This is a genomic window from Andreprevotia lacus DSM 23236 (genome assembly GCF_900176275.1).
Taxonomy (GTDB): Bacteria; Pseudomonadota; Gammaproteobacteria; order Burkholderiales; family Chitinibacteraceae; genus Andreprevotia; species Andreprevotia lacus.
In genome coordinates, this window is sequence record NZ_FWXD01000036.1 from 1 (window position 1) to 16,667 (window position 16,667).

Consider the following 16,667-nt stretch of genomic DNA (forward strand, 5'->3'; position numbering starts at 1 on the left):
GAAATGGTGCGTGGCGAACGGGCTGGGCGTGAGGATTTGTCGAGCAATGCGGGCGCGCCACCGGCCAGGTAGCGGGCCAGCCATTTGCGTGCGGTGACGGCACTGACGCCATGTGTGGCACCGGCTTGTTCCGCGGTGTGGCGCCGCTGGGTGATGTCTTGAACCATTTCAAGGCGACGAAGGTAGGTCAATCGGGCATTCTTATGGGTGTTCATCCGGATCGGGGCTCTGTAGTGACTGGGGGTTTGGCGATTTCCAGTCTCTCAAAATCTCACCGGGTGAACACCCGCAACAACCTATTGAACCTTCACAACTAGGCGTCTCTTGAGGCGATCTAGCTCATCAACTATGTCAAGCAAAGCCGAGGTTTCATATTGCTCGCGCAAGACTGTTAGCTGCTGAGCGCTCACGTCGCCATATGCCGTCACGGCAAAATCAGAAGGGAAGTCCATCAACTGCCCCAAGGTGCGGTGCTGCGCTGTGCGTGACGGGCTGCAGTGGCGGCCTGTTGAAAGGTATTAGCGCTAATCCATTTTTCAGGAGCACCTTTCAAGGTCACGCTGTAGTCACCAAATCGTTTGATATGTTGGGTCATATATGGGCTCAAAAAATCCAGATCTTCATCGGTAATAGTCCAGTTGTCCTTCCGCATCTCTTGCAATACCAAAGTCATATCAACCACATTTTGCAAAATGAGCGAAGAGGCAATCAAATCATTGTAGCGCAGCCGCTTTTGTTGCTCATCCGGCTCGTTCACGGTGATGACATCGCCACCGAAAGACATCCATTTAGCAAAGCCATTGTAGGACTCAGTTTTGTTTGTGCCTGCGGTGACATTCTGGCGCATTTCGCGATCACCCATCCAGTCCAGCAAATAGCCGGTGCGAACGATGTTGCCAAGCACCTGAGCTGCGTCGTACAGCTTGTTTTTCCTGCTGTACGAACCGAGCTTTCGCAGCAGTGTGGCCGATGAAATTTTGCCGGTATAAATCGAAATGGCAACTTGCATCAGGTCTTGCCAATGTTTTTCAAGTAACTCCCAGTCCACGTTTTCCTTGAAAAGACGGTTGATATGTTGATACTTGGCGTTCTTTTCTGGACGATAGAGGGTGAGGTTTTTCCAGCTGCGAATACGAGGCATCAACTTGATGCCTAGCAAATGGGTAAAGGCAAAGACTGATGCAGATTGGCCTTGAGTATCTGAATGAACGGTATCGGCCTGCACGCTAAGCCCCGCTTTTAACAAACCCTCGATGACATAAATCGCCTCCCAAACACCGGGAGGAATAAAGTGCTGGAACACGGCAATATAGTTATTTGCAACATGCCGATACGCAACAGCGCCCATCTTTCGATAACGGAAATGTTGGCCAGTCAGCAGATTTTCATCGTAGAAATTGTAGTGGGTACCATCGGCCGCGACGGTCTTACCATCACCCCATATCTTGGGCAAGTCCAATTGCAAATACACCTCGGTCAGTTCCCGGAAAGCTGCGCTGAGATTCTCAAGCGAAAAATGTCGTCGATTCACATAGGACAGCGTATGGGGGCTGACATTAGATTTTGCAAAGTGCCGGGCGGCTTGGGTGGGACCCAAATTGCAACCCATCGCAAAAATCGTCATCAAGTAGCGCTCTGCAGGCTCCCGCAACTTGTTCTCGTTTCCCGACAAAGGGCCGAAATGGCGGGTAAAACTGAGCCAACGCTCAGCGTTAGCCAATACATCCAGGATGCGGCGCTGGGGCATCCGGCGTACAAGCTCATTCTGCAATGACACTGCGGAGTCCGGAATTTCGCGAGCAACGGTTTTGCGTAGGACGGGTTCTCCATTGCTTCCCCAACTGACATCATGGCAGTGTGGAAACTTGTCATCTAGTACCTGAGCGCGCTGGTTGAGCCAGTCTCGCAAACCAGCAACGAAATCACCTGAGGTAACGGGTAACCCTACTTTTTCGCAATAGTCCGGCAGCATTGCTACGCATTCTGCCCAAGGCACCAACTGCTTACGGTAGTCAGCAAACTCTTCCGAGCCCGCTACGCATAAATCACCAGACCGCAGCTCCTCGGCCACATACGAAAAAACGCAAATTTCCAGCATTCGGCGGTCAATGCCGATGATTCCCTCAGCAGGCCTCCGCAGCAGTTTCAACCAGCGTTCAGAGGCAAAGGAAAGCTTGACCGGTTGATTGATGCATTCAACGCGATGCTTATCTTGATAGGTTTTGATGATCTCCAACGCATCGATCAATGAGTGATCTTGGCTTGCTGACTCGATCTGGAGTAGATGGATCAGCCTGAATAGGACAGGTCGGTGGCTTTTGAAGTGGGTAAGAATGCGTGGTAGATAATTGTTGCCGCTATTAGCCTGGATCTGTTCACACGCAAGCAGCATCTGCTCGGCCGTATCTGGCGTGACATATTCGCGGATCGCCTTACCAGCCTCTGCATCATCGCTTTCCCGCTTGATGATTGCCAAGACCCCGGCAAAGGTGGCCGCGACTTTTTCTAATTGCCCACGTTGTCGCAGTTGGAACTGCGCAAGATCGTCTTTTGCCTTACGATGAATGGCTGCTACGCGGCGCAGGAACATTTCTGTGAGTTGGTCTCTGGCTCGCACCTGCATGCGGTGGATCAAGGCTAGCAGTAGCGTAAACCGTCGGGGAGGTGCACATTCATTCAGCTCACGCACGTCATAGGACATGGCTTGCTCAGCGAAATGCCGAACCTTCGTCTCTGGGATGTCCGCAAAAATATCTTCTACGCCACCAAGCGATTCCAGCCATTCCAGATGATCAACCAGCATTTCTAAGTGTTTCTTCGTCGGCTTGCGGGCCGAGCGTTTCAACTCGTTGTACTCGCTTTGCCGACCTTCCAGATCCTCCGTTTGCATCAAACGCATCAGTGCACCCAGGTGCGGCGCTGAAATACGCTCCATCACCGTATCAAAGATCCGGCCTTGGACCTCTGCGTGCGTTCTTTCAGCAAGGTCATCCAAGGTTCTGAATGCTGGCAACTCGATCCGGTCTCGCACCAAACCGTCGATGACCGCATTGATAATATCGATGCGCTGGTCCATCAATTGGGCAGCTTGAGCGACATGTCGTTCAGCAGCCGTTATGGCAGCCTTCCCATACGCGGGTGTGATGCCGAGATAGTCACGAATCGCCTCCACATGCCGGTACTGCGTATTCTTCACTTCGTAGCCAATTTCAATCCGTTGACTGAAGCCGAACACACTACGGATGTGTTCCGTGATGGCAGGAGGGATGTCTTCGATAGGGGAGAAGTAGCGGAGGTATTGGAAACACTTGAGCTGGATCGCCAAGTTCAGCCGTAGCGTTGCCGTCAGAGTTTTAGCTTTGACCCAGTCCAACTCGACTTCATCAGGTGTGAAGTGCAAGTTCAGTTCTCGGAGTGAGTAGCTTTGGGCAAAGACGGGATAAGCGGTACGTTCGATAGACGCCATGCAACCTCCTGAGCAGCATGCTTAAGGAGGCTACCACACAGTCATGGAGTATTAAATACTCCCATTTAATTCAAAGTGTTAAGAGCATAGATGTGGAAAAAATGGCTTCATCCCGGCTGCCCCCCTCGTAGACGTCCAATCGCAGTGCCTCGTCTTCCTTCAATTGGCCCTTTATCCAATCGCTTGAACGCATTCCACCACCTGTCAAATCTTCAAATCCTGTCTTGATAAAGCCGAATGCGCTGCTTGCCCAATCCGGCACCGGCAGGAAAAACCCGCCCGTATCCTGCGTTTGCCCCGCCTGTTGCTTGCGCAGCTGCAGCAGCCAGTACGCTCCGCCCGCCAAAATCACCAGCGCGGCTATCTTGCGGCCGGCACTCATGCCGGTGGCGGCGCCCAGTTGGCACCGTCCCACAGCCAGCCCACAGCGACGTCCTGCCGCGCATCGACGTTCAACGTCTGTTCGCACAGGCCGAGCGTGACGAGCAGCGCGGCGAATGTCGCATCCGCGACGATCACGTTTGCCACCCGGCCGTTTTTCACCATCGCAAAATCACTCACGAAACCGCCTCCCACCATTCAACGACCACCGCGCCGTTTGTGGCCTGACTGCCGCGCCCGTAGTAGGCCGTGCCGTCGATATTCAGCCCGCCCAGCAAAAAGCCCTCACTTGCCGATCCCTTTGCAACGGCCGTGCCTATGCTTGTGTCTCCGGCCGGCCCCGGCCCGCTCGCCGCAGCGCCGATCAGCACTGTCAACACCTGCCCCGGCGTTACCGGTATCGTCCCCTTGAAGCGCTTGCCGTCGCTGTTTTGTGTGCCAGTGCCGTTTTGCCCGCCGCCGATGGCATCAACCTCGATAGATGCGTAGAGCAGCTTTTGCGGTGCCGTCCAGGTGCCGCTGGTCGTGATGACCTGGCGCTTTTTGATGCGGTTGGCGTCACCGCCCGGAATCAAAATGCCCATCAGCGCACCTCTTGCACGCGCAGTTCACTGCCGGCCGCGCTGGCGATGGCGAACCACGCTGCACCGGGCACCTGCGTTTCATCGACATAGCCTCCCGGCCCGATGCGCATTGCTGCGTTCGCCACCGTCACGCCAGAGCTGCCCAGATAGATGGTGTTGGCGCTGGCGTTGTAGAGGCGCAAGCCGCGCCGCGATGCGTCAGCCGTCACAACAGCAGTTGCGGCTACGCCGACGGTCACCGGCGTGACGTGCGTGATTGTGGTATCGGTGCCGACCTGCACCGCGCCAGTGAGCGCCACCGATCCGCCCGTCAGGCGGTTGTAGCTGCCCTTGCCGTTCGATACGGCAATCTTTACTGTGCACAGCACGGCCGCGTCGATTTCCACGACGTCGTATTCAACATCGTCCGATGTGAAGCCGGTATCTACCGCCGTCGCTTCGTACTGCGCCGAGCCGTGCAGCTTCAGGCGCACATTCACTTGCTGCGGGCACTCGACCAGCATGAAGTATTTGCCGACTGCCGGCTGTACCCATGTTGTGCCTGGCTGCAGCGTCATTTTGTAGGTCTGCATTTAGCCCTTCCTGAATGCCATCAGCGCGACAATTGCCACCGCCGCGAGCAAGATATATTTGTAATCGCCCAGCGACTTGCCAGCTTCGAACTGTTTTGCGTTATCCCACGCGGTTGCAACCTGGCTGACTGCCGCCGCGTTCAAATCGGCATTCTTTTTCACCAGATCGGCAGTAATGTGGTTGGCATCGCCAATCAGCTCAAAAGCGCTTTTCACCGTGCCGGTGCTGAATTGATAGGCTTGCTGCTGGGATTGGCTGCCATAGCTGAATGCGCTATTCACCGCCGCCGTAGTTGCGTTCAGGCTGGCATTCAATGCCTTGTTGTTGTAGTCCAGCGCTGTTTTGCCGAAATCGAATGCGCCGGCCACCGTGGTATCAACGGTATCCAGTGCCCGCCCGCCGAAATCGAACGCGCCCTTTATGGCCCCACCGTCCAAATAGTTGGTCGTGGTATTGCCGGAGTTCGACAGGCTCGTAATCATATGAAACGAGTTGTCGGTATTGGTTGTCGTGGTATTCGACAACCAATTGCCATCGCCGGAAATCCCCAAAGAACCGTCCAGCGTCTGTCGCCGGTCGTTGTTGTTTACCGTCTGATTCGTGCTGCTGCTACTGCTGCTGCCCACGCTTCCACCTCATGACTGTTTCCACCGGCTCAAAGCCGGCGCGTTGCGCCATCCGCACGGCCCCCGGCCGGATGGCATGAATTCGGATGCTGTCGGCCCCTGCGGCCTGATGCTGGACGATGCGCAGGACGGGCACGTACAAGCCCTGCCCTATGCTGGCACCGGCCACGATGACGACCTCCCGGCCACCTACCGGCAGCGGCTCAGCCGTCAGCAGGTAGCAGGCGACGCGCCGGCCGGACTGGTAGACGTCGTACAGGCGCGCGGTGCGTTCAGCGACCATTTGCCGGTAGTGCTCGACGTCGCACACGTCGGGATCGCCAGCAGCGCGGGCGAGCTGGGTTGTATGCCAGCCCTCCCACTCCGCCTGGCATACGGTCAACGCCGTTTCCATGCCATCACCAGTACCAGCAGCAGGACGCCAGCACCGGCCAGCAGCAGGCCGGTGTTGCCCAGCCCGCCACCGTCCAACCCGGACGTTGCCCCGTTGCCGGTTTCCCGCTTGCCGGTCGTCGCGTTTTGCGTGCCGGAAAAGTTGACGATCCAATCCCCTTCGAGATTTGGGTTCAAGCTGCCCGAGACGTCGGACTTGGCCGACGACGGCCCGCCCGACAGCCCTTGCGCCAGCCCGCCAAGCCCACCCATCAGGCCGCTGGCCCAATCCAGACTCAAACCGTCAGCCATCAGCGCGCCACCATCACGACAACCAGCAGCGCCAGCCCGCCAATGGCGATGTACGGCAGCATGCTTTTAGCCGTTGCCGTGCCCCCGCTGTTCGGAGTGGGCTGGCCCACCGGGTACAAGTCGCCGTTATCGCCCTTCAGGTAGACTTTTTCGCCGTCGCTGATCGCGCCGAACCGGTTGTACAGGTAGCCATTGGCGGCATTGCCGATGATCCCTTGAATCAGCTTCGACCAGCCGCCCGAGTCGGCCACCGCCACGTCTTCGCTATCGCTCGCCATCGCGCACCCCCTTACAGGTTGCCGAGTGCGTCGATGTATTCGACGTATACCGTGATGGCCTCACTGGCGCTGAAGTAGCCGTTGAACTCGAACGACGTTGCGCCCGTGGTGTTCACCATGTCGGTCTGGTTGTTGTCCACGATGGGATCCCACACGTACCAGCCGCCCTGGGGTGTCTTGCGGTTCAGCGTTTGGGCGAATTCGTTCGACGCCTTCACGCTGTCGTGGATCACGACACCATTCAGCTTCACTTCAAGGCCGGTTATGTTGGCCGACTTGACGTAGACGCGCTTGATGATGGAACCGCCCTGCGGGCCATACGGCAGCTGTACCGGCCACTTGCCAGCACCGCCGATGTTCACCGGGTACTTGATGAGCTTGTTGACGACGCCCAGTTGCTTGGGTGCGCTGGTGACGCTGTACGCGGTCAGCGACGGCGCAACGGCAGTGCCGGCAATATCGACCTCGATCATGACCGCCGAGACGCCGGCCGCAGTGCCGAGCGCACCAATGGACTGGCCGACCTGATCGCGGGCGAACAGCTCGGTAAAGTCCAGCTGCAGGAATGCGGCACTCGTGGCCAAGCCGGTATATGCGTTCATCGATTCCAGATCGGCACCGCTGCACTGGTGCATGGTCTTGCCGTTGATCTTCACGCGGATATCGGTGATGTGCAACTTGCTGAACGTGGTGCCGGCCATCTGCAGCAGGATGTATTCATACGTCGGGCCGAGCGGCAGTTGCAGTGTTGCAGTGCTGCCGGCAGCGACGTTGAAGAACGGAAGCTCTTTCTTGTGGAGACTCATGCGATCCCCTTAGCCGTATACGGCCGACTTCAGTTTCGGTACGCGGTTGACCAGCGCCAGCACGGCGGCGACCTTCAGCGCAAAAATGGCAAATGCCTTGACGTTGCCCATGTTGTGATTGCTCCCTGTTGTTTGTTCACGGCCCCCGCCGCGTGTTTTCAGGTTCAGGGAAATGGGCAAATCGGGCAAAGCAGCATCGGCAATGCATAGGTGATGCATCGTGCATGCATTGCCGGTGCTGTACCGCGCCCGGAATCAGGACGAAAAAAAAGCCGGATTCCCCCAAATCCGGCCCGAAAATGTGGCGTAAATCACACTAAAACGTCAGTTTCCCCCGCGTAACCTCCCCTCGGTCAGTGCGTTGAATGAACTGCAGCGGTGCCATATCGAGCAATTCGTCTGCACTGGTGCGCAGGATGTTTGCCATCACCTTGGCATCGTTGACCCAGTTGAGCCGCCCGCAACGGGTTATCGATGCACTGCCAAGGGTGTTCTTGTCGATGAGCGTCGGGCGCTGGCTGAGTGCGTAGATATGCAGCCCTTCGGTGCGCCCCTGCGTAATCACCCGTCGCCAGCCTGGCGATTTGCAATTGCCGCCGTCGCACACGTCGCCCAACTCTTCGGCAACGATGGTCAGGTTCTTTGCGACAAAGGCCAGCTGGGCGAATACATCAAATGCCTCTTTGATCTGGGCCGGCGAGCCATCCGGGATAAACGCGATCTTGAACCCGCCGCTGCCTGCGGCACGCACCCTGCGCACCACGTCTGCCATGCTGCGGCAGACCACCCCATACCCTTCCCTGCCAAACTCGCCCTTGGTATCCCAGATCAGCAGCCGTTGCGGCTTGAGACGGTCAAGCTCACGCATCACATACGTGGTCTTCCCCGCGCCGGCCGCGCCCAGTACGGCCTCAATCTTGGCCTCTCTGGAACGATCAGATTTAGGCTGCGGCGACGGCTTGCGGCTCATTGGCTGGCGCTTCCTTGGGCTTGGGTTGCTGGGCAGCCAGTGCGGCTTGCTCGCGGTCGTGGCGGATCGCCTTTACCGTCTGCATGCCAACCGGCACCACCACCACGGCGAGCGCCAACTCCGGCCCCCACTTCTCGAAAATGCCCCCGGCCGTGACGCCGTACTTGTGCATGACCGGCGCGGCAGCCTGCGCGATGCGCTCGCACGTTTCGTCGCTGTAGACGGCGCGCAAGCTGGGGTAGATCGGCGCCAGCGCTTCCCGCGCCACCTGCAGCAGCGTGCGGGCTTCCAAGGCCGCGTCATAGCCGCCGATGGCCGCAGCCGCCTCGCCGGCCGTGTCACCGGGGGGTGCGTACTGGGCCGCGATATCGCTGTCCAGTGCGGCGGCGTGGCCCTCCAATGCAGCGAGCTGGTCAAAACCAGAATCGCGATTTTGTCCCACCGCGCCACTGTCAAAGCTGTTCACTTCGTTCATTGCTGCAACCCTCCCAAGGTTGGTTCAAATCGCACCGGGTGCCGCAGTAGCTGCATTCCCGGTCTGTTGTTTGCTTCTGTGCCCCGCAGTTGGGGCAATTCGGCTTTTTCCATCTGCGCTCGTTATCGATGCAGACGGAGAAATGGCATGTGTGTGTGCTGCATGTGCCCATCAGCTAGCCCCGGCCAGCAGGCCACCCAGCGCATCAAGGAACGAGCCGCCCTCGCGTGGCGCGGCCGGATTCGGCTGCTTGCGCGGCGGTGCCGGTGCCGGCGCAGCATGTGCAGGCGGTGCCACTTCTGGCACTTTTTCATCCTGGGGCTGCTTGATCTTGGCGCGCAGCTTGGCGTCGGACTGCGGCGATTTGGCCTGCACGTGGCCGTCACACATGCCGCAGACGAGAATGGCGTATCCGTTGCCCTGTTCCTTTACCGGCGCATCCAGCCCGCAGCATGGGCATGCGGCCACGCCCAGCAGCTTGCGCGGCGGGCGGGCCATCAGCCGGCCTCGCTATGGGTCAGGATGCCGGCGCGGCGTTCCAGCTCGCTCAAGCGACTGTCGATAATTTTCAGCTCGCCGGTCTGTTCCAGCCGCATTGCATCCAGCGTGGCCAACGCCCATACCGCGAACTCATCCGCCGCCGCCTTGGCGTTGAATGCGTTTGCTGCCTTGATCTTTTCGCGTGCCTCGCCCAGCTTGCTGCGGCACTCCGCATAGCCCGCCGAACTCGTCCGAAAAACGCTCAATGCTGCCCTTTCCATTGTCATGGCCTTCCCCTTGGTTTCACGTGCCGCCCGCCCTCGGGCGGCTGTCCTTGTGGCCGCTTCGGCCCCTGTAAATGCGCCGGTATGCCACCCGGCCCCCAAACGTCCCGAATTGCCCCCTGCAATTCGATTTCCCACGCAGCGGAAGTAGCTGCGATATCGGTATCCAGCGCTCGCGCTTCGGCGAGCTGGTTACAGTTATTCACACCAGTCCAAGTGCTCGCTGCGCTGCGCTGAAAGTCAAAAGCCCTCGGCTGATCCGGTTCCGCTACGTCGCTACGGCCCCACTTGACCGACCATTCATGAAGGCGGGTCTGGATGCGCTCGACCACGTTGCCGGCCGCGTCGCGCACGACCACCGCCGCACGGACAAAGACCGGTTCGCCGTAGCGGTTGCGCGGCTCGACCATCTCGCCCGTTACCGTGTCGGCAACGTCCTGCCCTTCAAAGCCGATCTTGACGCCCTGCAGCGAGCGGTATGCAGACGAGAATGCCGCCCAGTCGCCCACGTTGGCGGCGCGGTGCATGTCGCCCAGCAGGATGCAATCAGCACCGGCAGCAACTGGCGCCTTGCGCAGCTCGCGCCACACCGTGACCGGTGGCTGGCCGATAGGCTGGAACTGGCGGATGCGCCAGCAGCTGGCCCACTCGCTGACGCGCAATGCGCCCTCGCTGGCCGACAGCCCGCTTTCGTGGTCGCCGTCGCCGATGTCGGCACCGTCGATATTCTTGGCGATGTATTTGGCGATGTAGCCGACTGCCGAACCCTTGCGCGGGTCAATCCGCTTGACCGTGAAGCGGTGGCGCTTTGCGCCTGGCTCGTCGCCATCCTCCGCAAGTGCGCCCTCGCGCATGATGCGCAGCAGGTCGTCTTGCTGTTCTTCCGGCACCCACAGCAGCAGGTGCCAATGTGGCGTGCCGTCGTGATGCGGCTCGGCAACGCGCACGCCGAACGGCGCCAGACCGGCCTTCTTGAATCGGGCACGCATGCGCTGCCAAACCGTGCACAGGTAGGTCTGTGTTTCTCGCGGGCTGGCGCCGTTGTATTTGCGGCTATGCGCGTGGTATTTGCTGGGCGCGGTCAGGGTCAGGAACAGGCCCGGCCACCCGGCCTCTTTTGCCAGCTCTTCCATGCCGCGCACGCGCACCATAAGTTCGGTACGGCGTATGGCCGGGTTTGCCACGCTGCGCTTGCTCATTTCCTCCAGCGTCGCGGAATAGCCGGCTTCATTCGTGGCCGTAGCAGCGGCCAGCGCCTTGCGTGCGGCCTCGCGGCGCTTCTTGATGCGCTTGCTGGTGTCATCCGTCAGATAGGCCGAGCGCTTGCGGTGCACGTCACCGAGGCGGATATGTGCATGCTCGACAGCCGCAGTGACAGCACGGCGCAGACGGCCACGCCACCATGTTTCGTCGCCAACGCGCTTGACCAGAAATTCGGCCTCTTCTTCGTTGGTCGGGCGCAGCAGGATGCCCATGCGGCCGGCCTCGGCCAGCACATCATGTGTGCCAGCGCCACGCTTGTGCATGAGCGACAGGCGATATGCCTGCCGGCGTGCGATCCCGGCAATGTCGGTATCGTCAGCAGCCATTGGCAGCGCCGATGTGCGCAGCTCGGCAGCGAACTCACGGACGAACGTGTTTGCCGCCCGTAGCGCATCGTTGCCCTGCCCGTCACCACGCAGCTTGCGCCACTCGCGGCCCAAGCTGGACTTGAGCGAATACGGAACGCCGGACAGCAGTTTGCTAAGGTCGGCCGCTTCGCGCCGAACCCGTCTTTCCGCTACCGCGTTCATGCTGCTTTTTTGGTAAGGGTGCTGGTGCGCTTGGCGATAGCCCGCGCCGCGTGGTCTTGGGTCAGGCGCAGGTCTACCCTGTCGGCGAGCATGCCGGCTGCGTTGCCAATCATGCGCAGCTCGGCCGGGGTGAACCCGGAAATGCCACGCAGCATGACGGCGTTGCATACGCGATCCAGCTGCCCGCCGTATTCGTGCAACTGGTCAAACAGGCGTATCAACAGCTCGCGGTCGGCCACAGAAAGGAAACCTGGGGTTGCGAGTTCTGGCGGTAGGTCATGCGGGTTCATTGGCGACATCCATGATCTTGATGACGTCACCACGCCTATCCAGCACGACAATTGCCGACACCCTGCCGCCGCCCTCCAGCTCAAGCACCACCTTCTGAAAGGCAGCCCACCTTCCCCCCGGCAATGCCCCCTTCTTCACATCTTCTACGACGACACGATCGATACCCAGCGGCTTCATTGCTTCGGCCCCTGCAGTGCAGCGGCTTCCGCCTTGCGGCAGAACACGGCATCGAAAGCAACGGTTTCGCCCGATGCGGTAAACAGCTCAATTCGTTGTGTTACTACCTGCAACGACCCTACGCCGTGGCTCTCCGGTTGATTGACCGTGACCCGCATCACATCGTGGATAGACAGTAACGCCGACATTGATTGCTTTCCCCTAGATTACCCGCATCCGCAAAAGTCACAGGCAAATGCGCCTTGTGCCTGTCAGATGGAGCGGAATTTAGGGGAAGCAGACCCTACCGGGGAAGCGACCTTACCCCGTTGCCCTCAATACCCAAAAGTGTTTTTCTGTAGCTAAATTACGCCGGAGCGGCCAAAAATGATTACCACTCACTTCCTTATTTCCGCTTTGAAAACAAGGTATTGCCTTACCAGTGACTACAGCGTTTCCCAGCTACTTGAAGTCACAAAAAACAGCGCGTATGGTTGGAAGAATCACAACATTGCACTAGGCGATCCGACAGCCCGTAAAGTGGCTGACTTGCTTGATGCTGACGTAAGCGTGATATATGCGGCGATGCAAGCAGAACGCAGCAACGACCCCATAAGTAAGGCCATCTGGCTTGGTATCTATGCCAAGCTGGGCGGGCAGCAAGTGTATGAAAACATTAAGAAATCATGCACAGAAAAAAAGGCGATCACTGCAAAAGTGTCGCCCCTGCCCCGCCTGATTCCGTAAGCTAAAACTGTCCCATACATTACGGAATATACATTATAAGAATTTATGATGGCTTTAATGGTATTGCGTGCTTTGGCGTCATGTCTCTGTAACTACCTACGTCACCCCGCCTTCAGTAGCAATCTGCTTGTGCAAGCGGGTCTTGGCGCCGTGGTATTAGACGAGGTGTTGCCAGCACCTATGCGCTCGGGCTATGCGGCGATCCGCGTTAACGTAATCGACTGTGGATCGCCAACCCATACCGCAATGGCTGAGTAATTGTCTCGCGCGCCTTGCTGGTCGACACGGTAACTCAGCAAGGTAATCCAGTCTTGAGCACTACCTGCCAGCTGCAGCAGGCATTCCAGCTCATGATCAAGCAGTCCATGCCAGAATCCATCGGTACATAACAAGTAGGCATCACCGTCTTCCAGTTGCTGGATGTGCTGGGGCCGAGCAGGTGTCGGGTTTGCGTGGCCAAGCGCTTGACTGAGCAAATTGGGATTGACGCGATCATGCGGCAAGCCGGCTGCCGCCAATTGGGCAACCAGGCTGTGATCTTCAGTCCTGTTGATCAGCACACCGCGCCGGAAATGGTACAAGCGGCTGTCGCCTGCATGTATCCATTGCGCTTGTCCCAAGGCGCGATCAAAAAACAGCCCGATGATCGTGGCTGCCATGCGGGATCGTTCAGGATGACGGGCCTGGTCGGCAATAATCGCGGCATGGGCTGCGGCAAGGGTATGGCCCGCCAGCTCATGTACAGAGGTGGCCATATGGCTTTCAAATGCGGTCAGCGCTGCGTGGATGGCCAGTTTGGCGGCATGCCCTCCCCCGGTTTCCCCCCCCACGCCATCACTCAAGACAAAGCAGGCGTCATGCTCGCGTATCCGAATGCCCAATGCATCTTCATTGTTCTCGCGCATACCTGCATGCGAGCATTGGGCTGTGGTCAATTTCAGCATGCCGATGCCCCTTTGCGCTGATGACGGTAATGCTCGATTTCCGCATCGTAGGCCGCCAGAAAGGCATTGCCGAACACGCGGTGAAAATCGTCTTCTACCGCGTGCAGCATTGTCTGGTGCAAGCGCCGGTAGTGCAGCCAGGCTTGATGCCCCTGCCGATAAGGCAGCAACTTTGTATGCCAGCCACCTTGTGTAGCCTGCACGCCAATCTGCTCCGGGCTGACATCCTTTAGCAGTTGACTCAAGGCGGCGCGCATCCCGGCCAGCATGCCAAGCTGATGTGCATGCAGATCATTGAATGCATCCGCCAGCGCTTGCTCCGGCGACATGAAGCCGGGAAATGGCGGGCCGAACATCTGCTTGAGCACGGTCTGCGCATCCGGCAGCAGTTTGAGGGGATTGTTTTCGCGGTCAAGCAGCATGGTCAGATCAGCCTTGACCTCGCGCTTGATGATGGTGCGGCTGGCAAGTAGTTCCATCGTTCCGGCCAGCATGCCCGACAGCATGCGCCCGGCCTGCTGGCATTGTGCCGGCGTAATCCGCTCGTCAAGTTCAAGCCCGGCGCCTTCGGCAAACGCGCGCCAAAGCAAGGCTGCATCAGCAACAGTTGTGCTCGCAGGTAGATGCGGTGCTGTGGCTGATGCTGTTCCTGCGAATGACGGGGTGAGCGGCGCCTCCGGTTTGGGCGCAGCTTTAGCGTGTGTCACTGCAGCTGCGACGAGGGGCGGCGTCTCTTGTGGTGCTGCGATTCCCTGGCTGCTCGTGTGGCTGACGGCCTGATGTTCCGGTGCGGGCTCAGTCAGGCGTGGCGCCGAGAAATGCCCGGCAATCTCATGCGTATTCTGCGCCTGTATCGGCGTAACGGCATTCATGGTGGCCAGCCCCAGCGGGTCTTGCCCCAATTCCGTATGCACGCCGGCGTCATCGCTGAACAAGGCACTTTCCTGAGTTCCAGGCTGCGCGGCAAACAAGTCGAGCGGGTCCAGCGGCAGTCCCTGTAGCTGGGCAAGTGCCGGTTCTGTGGCTAGCGCAGGCTGTGGTGCTGGGGCTGCAACAGTGAGCGGCGCGTGGACCTGATCATTGCGATCAAACTGTGCAGGGGCCGTCGTATCGGGTGCAAACTCCGCCACCAGGCTGTCCCAGAATGCGGCCGGTGGCAAGGTGGCCGCAGTCTGGCTTGGTACTACCGAGGCGGGCAATGGCACCTGCGGCGGCGTAGCTGGTTCGGCCGGGGTCGCATGCAGGGGACCAGGCAGATGGCTGCTCTGGGTCGGCGCATGCACCGCCGCAGCAGGCGGCTCGGCAAACAGGTCCAGAAAACTGCCCGTGGAGGTCGCTCCTTGGTCTGGCAGCAAATCAGCCAAAGGGGCCGTGGCTGGCATGGTATCTGGCCGAGCTGAAACAGGCGGGGTGCTTGGCAATGGTGCTGGCGGCGCGGTATCGACAGCGATGGGGGTAGTAACGATTTCAGCCGCCTGCATGGCTTGTTCCGGATTTTCCGCGCGCAACAGGTAGATGCCAATGCTGATCAGATCGCCTGCTTGCAGGCGCTGCTCCTCATTGCTGGGCAGTGAACAGTCATTGATGTCGATGCGGCACACGCTACTGAGGTTTTTCAGGTAGGCACCGCTTGCATCTATCCGCAGCGAGGCCTGCAGGCGTGATATCTGGCGTGTCTCATCCAGCAACACCAGATGGTTGTCGGTGCCCCGCCCTATTGTGGCGCCGGGCGGTTCGAACAACACGCTTTGCGGCGGCTGCACCGCCAGACTTCCGTGCTTGAGTACGGTCAATCGCATCATCAATAAGCATCCCGGCACGTGGGCAAGCACGCACCCCTAGTTGTTGAAAGCGCTGGCCTTACTTGCGTATCGACTCGAATACGGGGCCCCAGATCGGATGTGATCTTTCCGACTCAGACAGCTTGAAGCCGGGGTCGATGGACAGGATTTTTACGAATTCGGCGTGGCAGAACGACGTCTTGCCGGTGGCGCAGTAGCTGAAAGCCAGCAGTTTGTGTGCCTTGATCTGTGTATCTGGTTTGGCCAGGTTGATCTCGCCTGTTGTGCTCAACACCTTGATCGCACCCTGAAAATTGCCTGCCTCATATTGCCTGGCGCCTTCGTCCAGTGCGGCCTGGGCGATGCGTTGAGTACTGGGCTGGGCAGCTTCACCGACATGCGGCGCGGGCGGGCTCTGGCAAGCCGTAAGCAAAAAACCAAGTGCAATTGCCGCAAGGTAGAGCAAGCCGTTTTTAGCTTTCATATCATAAAGTCCGATTGGGTTTATCGACATCACATACAGTCCCGTAATATTACATGCGGCCGACAAAATTTAATGACGCTTTTGTTTCTGATTGCACTATTTAGAACGGAGTGCTTGTAAATTTAGGTAACCACAGTATTTCTTTATTTTACAAATATGACGATTCATTAAATTGAAGTTTTTCTGTCTTTGTTTTGAAATAAATCACGGATAGCCTTTTGTGCGAACAGGCAGTGTTGTTGGTTTTTTAATGGCTATTTGACAAAAGTGGCCTTTTCATCAAATGCATCGGTGGCATGTACAGTCCATTTACTTATTTATTGCGCACGAGGTGTCATTTGCGCTCAATCAGCATGGCAACCAGGGGGCTAGTGTGTTTTGCACTATGTATTCCCTTGGTTTTACTGGGATGTGCATCAACCGAGCGTGCTGCAGCCATCCCCTATCAGGTTGAGTTGCTTGCCGACGCCAATGTTAATCCCGATATAAAAAACCGCCCGTCCCCGATCGTGATCCGGGTATTTGAACTGCGTGCGGATGCTGCATTTGAAGCCAGTAGCTTTTTCAGTCTGCAAGACAAGCCGGAACAGGTATTGGGGCAGGAAATGATTGCCACGGACCGTATCATCATGCGCCCGGGAGAGAAAAAACTGTTTAATCGCCCCGGCAGCGTGGATGCTCGCAGCATCGGCCTGATTGCCGAGTATCGCGATCTTGAAGCCAACCGCTGGCGCAAAGTCATTCCATTGCCGCCACCCAAACAATTGAATCTGTATAAATTCTGGCAAACATCACCGGATCAATTGAAAGTACGGGTCGCCATCAAAAATGGCGGAATCGATTTATTGCCGGTTGCCAAATAAG

At 58.2% G+C, this 16,667-nt stretch carries 25 protein-coding genes; 2 read left to right on the top strand and 23 right to left on the bottom strand.

Going from position 1 to position 16,667, the window contains the following annotated elements; translation table 11 throughout:
* The 20 genes from B9A19_RS19385 to B9A19_RS22320 all read right to left on the bottom strand — a co-directional run.
* Nucleotides 1-215 (bottom strand): leucine zipper domain-containing protein (locus B9A19_RS19385; RefSeq protein ID WP_139799004.1); only part of this gene is annotated, 215 nt, incomplete at its 3' end.
* 81 nt (nt 216-296) lie between these two features.
* A complete protein-coding gene (locus B9A19_RS23530; protein WP_505579040.1) occupies nt 297-452 on the bottom strand; it encodes a hypothetical protein in 156 nt (51 codons plus the stop codon).
* Entirely contained in the window at nt 452-3,466 is a 3,015-nt protein-coding gene (locus tag B9A19_RS19390; RefSeq protein ID WP_084092812.1) for a Tn3 family transposase, read from the bottom strand. The genes B9A19_RS23530 and B9A19_RS19390 overlap by 1 nt, the downstream gene beginning before the upstream one ends.
* Before the next feature lie 70 nt (nt 3,467-3,536).
* Nucleotides 3,537-3,848: a hypothetical protein gene (locus B9A19_RS19395; RefSeq protein ID WP_084092813.1), complete on the bottom strand. Its 312-nt coding sequence runs from the start codon at nt 3,846-3,848 to the stop codon at nt 3,537-3,539.
* Entirely contained in the window at nt 3,845-4,027 is a 183-nt protein-coding gene (locus tag B9A19_RS22310; protein WP_139799005.1) for a hypothetical protein, read from the bottom strand. Before B9A19_RS22310 ends, B9A19_RS19395 begins: the two co-directional genes overlap by 4 nt.
* On the bottom strand, nt 4,024-4,431 hold the full coding sequence (locus tag B9A19_RS19400; RefSeq protein ID WP_084092814.1) for a hypothetical protein: 408 nt from the start codon (nt 4,429-4,431) through the stop codon (nt 4,024-4,026). The genes B9A19_RS22310 and B9A19_RS19400 overlap by 4 nt, the downstream gene beginning before the upstream one ends.
* Nucleotides 4,431-5,003: a hypothetical protein gene (locus B9A19_RS19405; protein ID WP_084092815.1), complete on the bottom strand. Its 573-nt coding sequence runs from the start codon at nt 5,001-5,003 to the stop codon at nt 4,431-4,433. The genes B9A19_RS19400 and B9A19_RS19405 overlap by 1 nt, the downstream gene beginning before the upstream one ends.
* Entirely contained in the window at nt 5,004-5,630 is a 627-nt protein-coding gene (locus B9A19_RS19410; RefSeq protein WP_084092816.1) for a hypothetical protein, read from the bottom strand.
* Nucleotides 5,614-6,024 carry a hypothetical protein gene (locus B9A19_RS19415; RefSeq protein ID WP_084092817.1) on the bottom strand — a complete coding sequence of 137 codons (411 nt, stop codon included), beginning with the start codon at nt 6,022-6,024 and terminating at the stop codon, nt 5,614-5,616. The genes B9A19_RS19410 and B9A19_RS19415 overlap by 17 nt, the downstream gene beginning before the upstream one ends.
* The gene (locus tag B9A19_RS19420; protein WP_084092818.1) at nt 6,009-6,314 is read right to left on the bottom strand and encodes a hypothetical protein; all 306 of its coding nucleotides are present in this window, start codon (nt 6,312-6,314) and stop codon (nt 6,009-6,011) included. Before B9A19_RS19420 ends, B9A19_RS19415 begins: the two co-directional genes overlap by 16 nt.
* Entirely contained in the window at nt 6,314-6,592 is a 279-nt protein-coding gene (locus B9A19_RS19425; protein WP_084092819.1) for a hypothetical protein, read from the bottom strand. The genes B9A19_RS19420 and B9A19_RS19425 overlap by 1 nt, the downstream gene beginning before the upstream one ends.
* Nucleotides 6,593-6,603: 11 nt before the next feature.
* Nucleotides 6,604-7,398, bottom strand: a complete 795-nt coding sequence (locus B9A19_RS19430; protein WP_084092820.1) for a major capsid protein P2 — start codon at nt 7,396-7,398, stop codon at nt 6,604-6,606.
* A gap of 316 nt (nt 7,399-7,714) precedes the next feature.
* Nucleotides 7,715-8,368, bottom strand: a complete 654-nt coding sequence (locus B9A19_RS19440; RefSeq protein ID WP_084092822.1) for a hypothetical protein — start codon at nt 8,366-8,368, stop codon at nt 7,715-7,717.
* Nucleotides 8,340-8,843 carry a hypothetical protein gene (locus B9A19_RS19445; protein ID WP_084092823.1) on the bottom strand — a complete coding sequence of 168 codons (504 nt, stop codon included), beginning with the start codon at nt 8,841-8,843 and terminating at the stop codon, nt 8,340-8,342. Before B9A19_RS19445 ends, B9A19_RS19440 begins: the two co-directional genes overlap by 29 nt.
* Nucleotides 8,844-9,014: 171 nt before the next feature.
* Complete coding sequence (locus B9A19_RS19450; protein ID WP_084092824.1) at nt 9,015-9,341, bottom strand: hypothetical protein; 327 nt, start codon at nt 9,339-9,341, stop codon at nt 9,015-9,017.
* The gene (locus B9A19_RS19455; protein ID WP_084092825.1) at nt 9,341-9,589 is read right to left on the bottom strand and encodes a hypothetical protein; all 249 of its coding nucleotides are present in this window, start codon (nt 9,587-9,589) and stop codon (nt 9,341-9,343) included. Before B9A19_RS19455 ends, B9A19_RS19450 begins: the two co-directional genes overlap by 1 nt.
* Nucleotides 9,590-9,606: 17 nt before the next feature.
* On the bottom strand, nt 9,607-11,400 hold the full coding sequence (locus tag B9A19_RS19460) for a replication endonuclease (protein WP_217807119.1): 1,794 nt from the start codon (nt 11,398-11,400) through the stop codon (nt 9,607-9,609).
* Nucleotides 11,397-11,690 (bottom strand): hypothetical protein, encoded by a 294-nt coding sequence (locus B9A19_RS22830; protein ID WP_217807120.1) that lies wholly within the window; start codon nt 11,688-11,690, stop codon nt 11,397-11,399. The genes B9A19_RS19460 and B9A19_RS22830 overlap by 4 nt, the downstream gene beginning before the upstream one ends.
* Nucleotides 11,677-11,868: a hypothetical protein gene (locus B9A19_RS19465; protein WP_084092827.1), complete on the bottom strand. Its 192-nt coding sequence runs from the start codon at nt 11,866-11,868 to the stop codon at nt 11,677-11,679. Before B9A19_RS19465 ends, B9A19_RS22830 begins: the two co-directional genes overlap by 14 nt.
* Nucleotides 11,865-12,056, bottom strand: a complete 192-nt coding sequence (locus tag B9A19_RS22320; RefSeq protein WP_139799007.1) for a hypothetical protein — start codon at nt 12,054-12,056, stop codon at nt 11,865-11,867. Before B9A19_RS22320 ends, B9A19_RS19465 begins: the two co-directional genes overlap by 4 nt.
* A gap of 178 nt (nt 12,057-12,234) precedes the next feature.
* On the opposite strand from B9A19_RS22320, the gene B9A19_RS22325 reads away from it, so the two are divergent.
* Nucleotides 12,235-12,594 (top strand): hypothetical protein, encoded by a 360-nt coding sequence (locus B9A19_RS22325; protein ID WP_139799008.1) that lies wholly within the window; start codon nt 12,235-12,237, stop codon nt 12,592-12,594.
* 191 nt (nt 12,595-12,785) lie between these two features.
* Here the strand turns inward: B9A19_RS22325 and B9A19_RS19470 are convergent, their stop codons facing one another.
* From B9A19_RS19470 to B9A19_RS19480, 3 genes are read right to left on the bottom strand one after another with little or no spacing between them, the layout of a single operon-like run.
* Nucleotides 12,786-13,538 carry a PP2C family protein-serine/threonine phosphatase gene (locus tag B9A19_RS19470; RefSeq protein ID WP_084092828.1) on the bottom strand — a complete coding sequence of 251 codons (753 nt, stop codon included), beginning with the start codon at nt 13,536-13,538 and terminating at the stop codon, nt 12,786-12,788.
* Nucleotides 13,532-15,340: a type VI secretion system-associated FHA domain protein TagH gene (gene tagH, locus B9A19_RS19475; protein WP_217807121.1), complete on the bottom strand. Its 1,809-nt coding sequence runs from the start codon at nt 15,338-15,340 to the stop codon at nt 13,532-13,534. The genes B9A19_RS19470 and tagH overlap by 7 nt, the downstream gene beginning before the upstream one ends.
* Nucleotides 15,341-15,398: 58 nt before the next feature.
* Nucleotides 15,399-15,833, bottom strand: a complete 435-nt coding sequence (locus B9A19_RS19480) for a TssQ family T6SS-associated lipoprotein (protein WP_176217026.1) — start codon at nt 15,831-15,833, stop codon at nt 15,399-15,401.
* Between the two features lie 266 nt (nt 15,834-16,099).
* Here B9A19_RS19480 and tssJ point away from each other — a divergent pair, with 266 nt between their 5' ends.
* Entirely contained in the window at nt 16,100-16,666 is a 567-nt protein-coding gene (gene tssJ, locus B9A19_RS19485) for a type VI secretion system lipoprotein TssJ (RefSeq protein WP_217807122.1), read from the top strand.
* Nucleotide 16,667: the final 1 nt, after the last annotated feature.

Bases quoted from the DNA above. Each gene is read 5' to 3' on its own strand.
- B9A19_RS23530 (WP_505579040.1), bottom strand. From the start codon at position 452: ATGGACTTCCCTTCTGATTTTGCCGTGACGGCATATGGCGACGTGAGC.
- B9A19_RS19390 (WP_084092812.1), bottom strand. From the start codon at position 3,466: ATGGCGTCTATCGAACGTACCGCTTATCCCGTCTTTGCCCAAAGCTAC.
- B9A19_RS19395 (WP_084092813.1), bottom strand. From the start codon at position 3,848: ATGAGTGCCGGCCGCAAGATAGCCGCGCTGGTGATTTTGGCGGGCGGA.
- B9A19_RS19400 (WP_084092814.1), bottom strand. From the start codon at position 4,431: ATGGGCATTTTGATTCCGGGCGGTGACGCCAACCGCATCAAAAAGCGC.
- B9A19_RS19405 (WP_084092815.1), bottom strand. From the start codon at position 5,003: ATGCAGACCTACAAAATGACGCTGCAGCCAGGCACAACATGGGTACAG.
- B9A19_RS19415 (WP_084092817.1), bottom strand. From the start codon at position 6,024: ATGGAAACGGCGTTGACCGTATGCCAGGCGGAGTGGGAGGGCTGGCAT.
- B9A19_RS19420 (WP_084092818.1), bottom strand. From the start codon at position 6,314: ATGGCTGACGGTTTGAGTCTGGATTGGGCCAGCGGCCTGATGGGTGGG.
- B9A19_RS19425 (WP_084092819.1), bottom strand. From the start codon at position 6,592: ATGGCGAGCGATAGCGAAGACGTGGCGGTGGCCGACTCGGGCGGCTGG.
- B9A19_RS19430 (WP_084092820.1), bottom strand. From the start codon at position 7,398: ATGAGTCTCCACAAGAAAGAGCTTCCGTTCTTCAACGTCGCTGCCGGC.
- B9A19_RS19440 (WP_084092822.1), bottom strand. From the start codon at position 8,368: ATGAGCCGCAAGCCGTCGCCGCAGCCTAAATCTGATCGTTCCAGAGAG.
- B9A19_RS19445 (WP_084092823.1), bottom strand. From the start codon at position 8,843: ATGAACGAAGTGAACAGCTTTGACAGTGGCGCGGTGGGACAAAATCGC.
- B9A19_RS19450 (WP_084092824.1), bottom strand. From the start codon at position 9,341: ATGGCCCGCCCGCCGCGCAAGCTGCTGGGCGTGGCCGCATGCCCATGC.
- B9A19_RS19460 (WP_217807119.1), bottom strand. From the start codon at position 11,400: ATGAACGCGGTAGCGGAAAGACGGGTTCGGCGCGAAGCGGCCGACCTT.
- B9A19_RS22830 (WP_217807120.1), bottom strand. From the start codon at position 11,690: ATGAACCCGCATGACCTACCGCCAGAACTCGCAACCCCAGGTTTCCTT.
- B9A19_RS19465 (WP_084092827.1), bottom strand. From the start codon at position 11,868: ATGAAGCCGCTGGGTATCGATCGTGTCGTCGTAGAAGATGTGAAGAAG.
- B9A19_RS22320 (WP_139799007.1), bottom strand. From the start codon at position 12,056: ATGTCGGCGTTACTGTCTATCCACGATGTGATGCGGGTCACGGTCAAT.
- B9A19_RS22325 (WP_139799008.1), top strand. From the start codon at position 12,235: ATGATTACCACTCACTTCCTTATTTCCGCTTTGAAAACAAGGTATTGC.
- B9A19_RS19470 (WP_084092828.1), bottom strand. From the start codon at position 13,538: ATGCTGAAATTGACCACAGCCCAATGCTCGCATGCAGGTATGCGCGAG.
- tagH (WP_217807121.1), bottom strand. From the start codon at position 15,340: ATGATGCGATTGACCGTACTCAAGCACGGAAGTCTGGCGGTGCAGCCG.
- B9A19_RS19480 (WP_176217026.1), bottom strand. From the start codon at position 15,833: ATGTCGATAAACCCAATCGGACTTTATGATATGAAAGCTAAAAACGGC.
- tssJ (WP_217807122.1), top strand. From the start codon at position 16,100: ATGTACAGTCCATTTACTTATTTATTGCGCACGAGGTGTCATTTGCGC.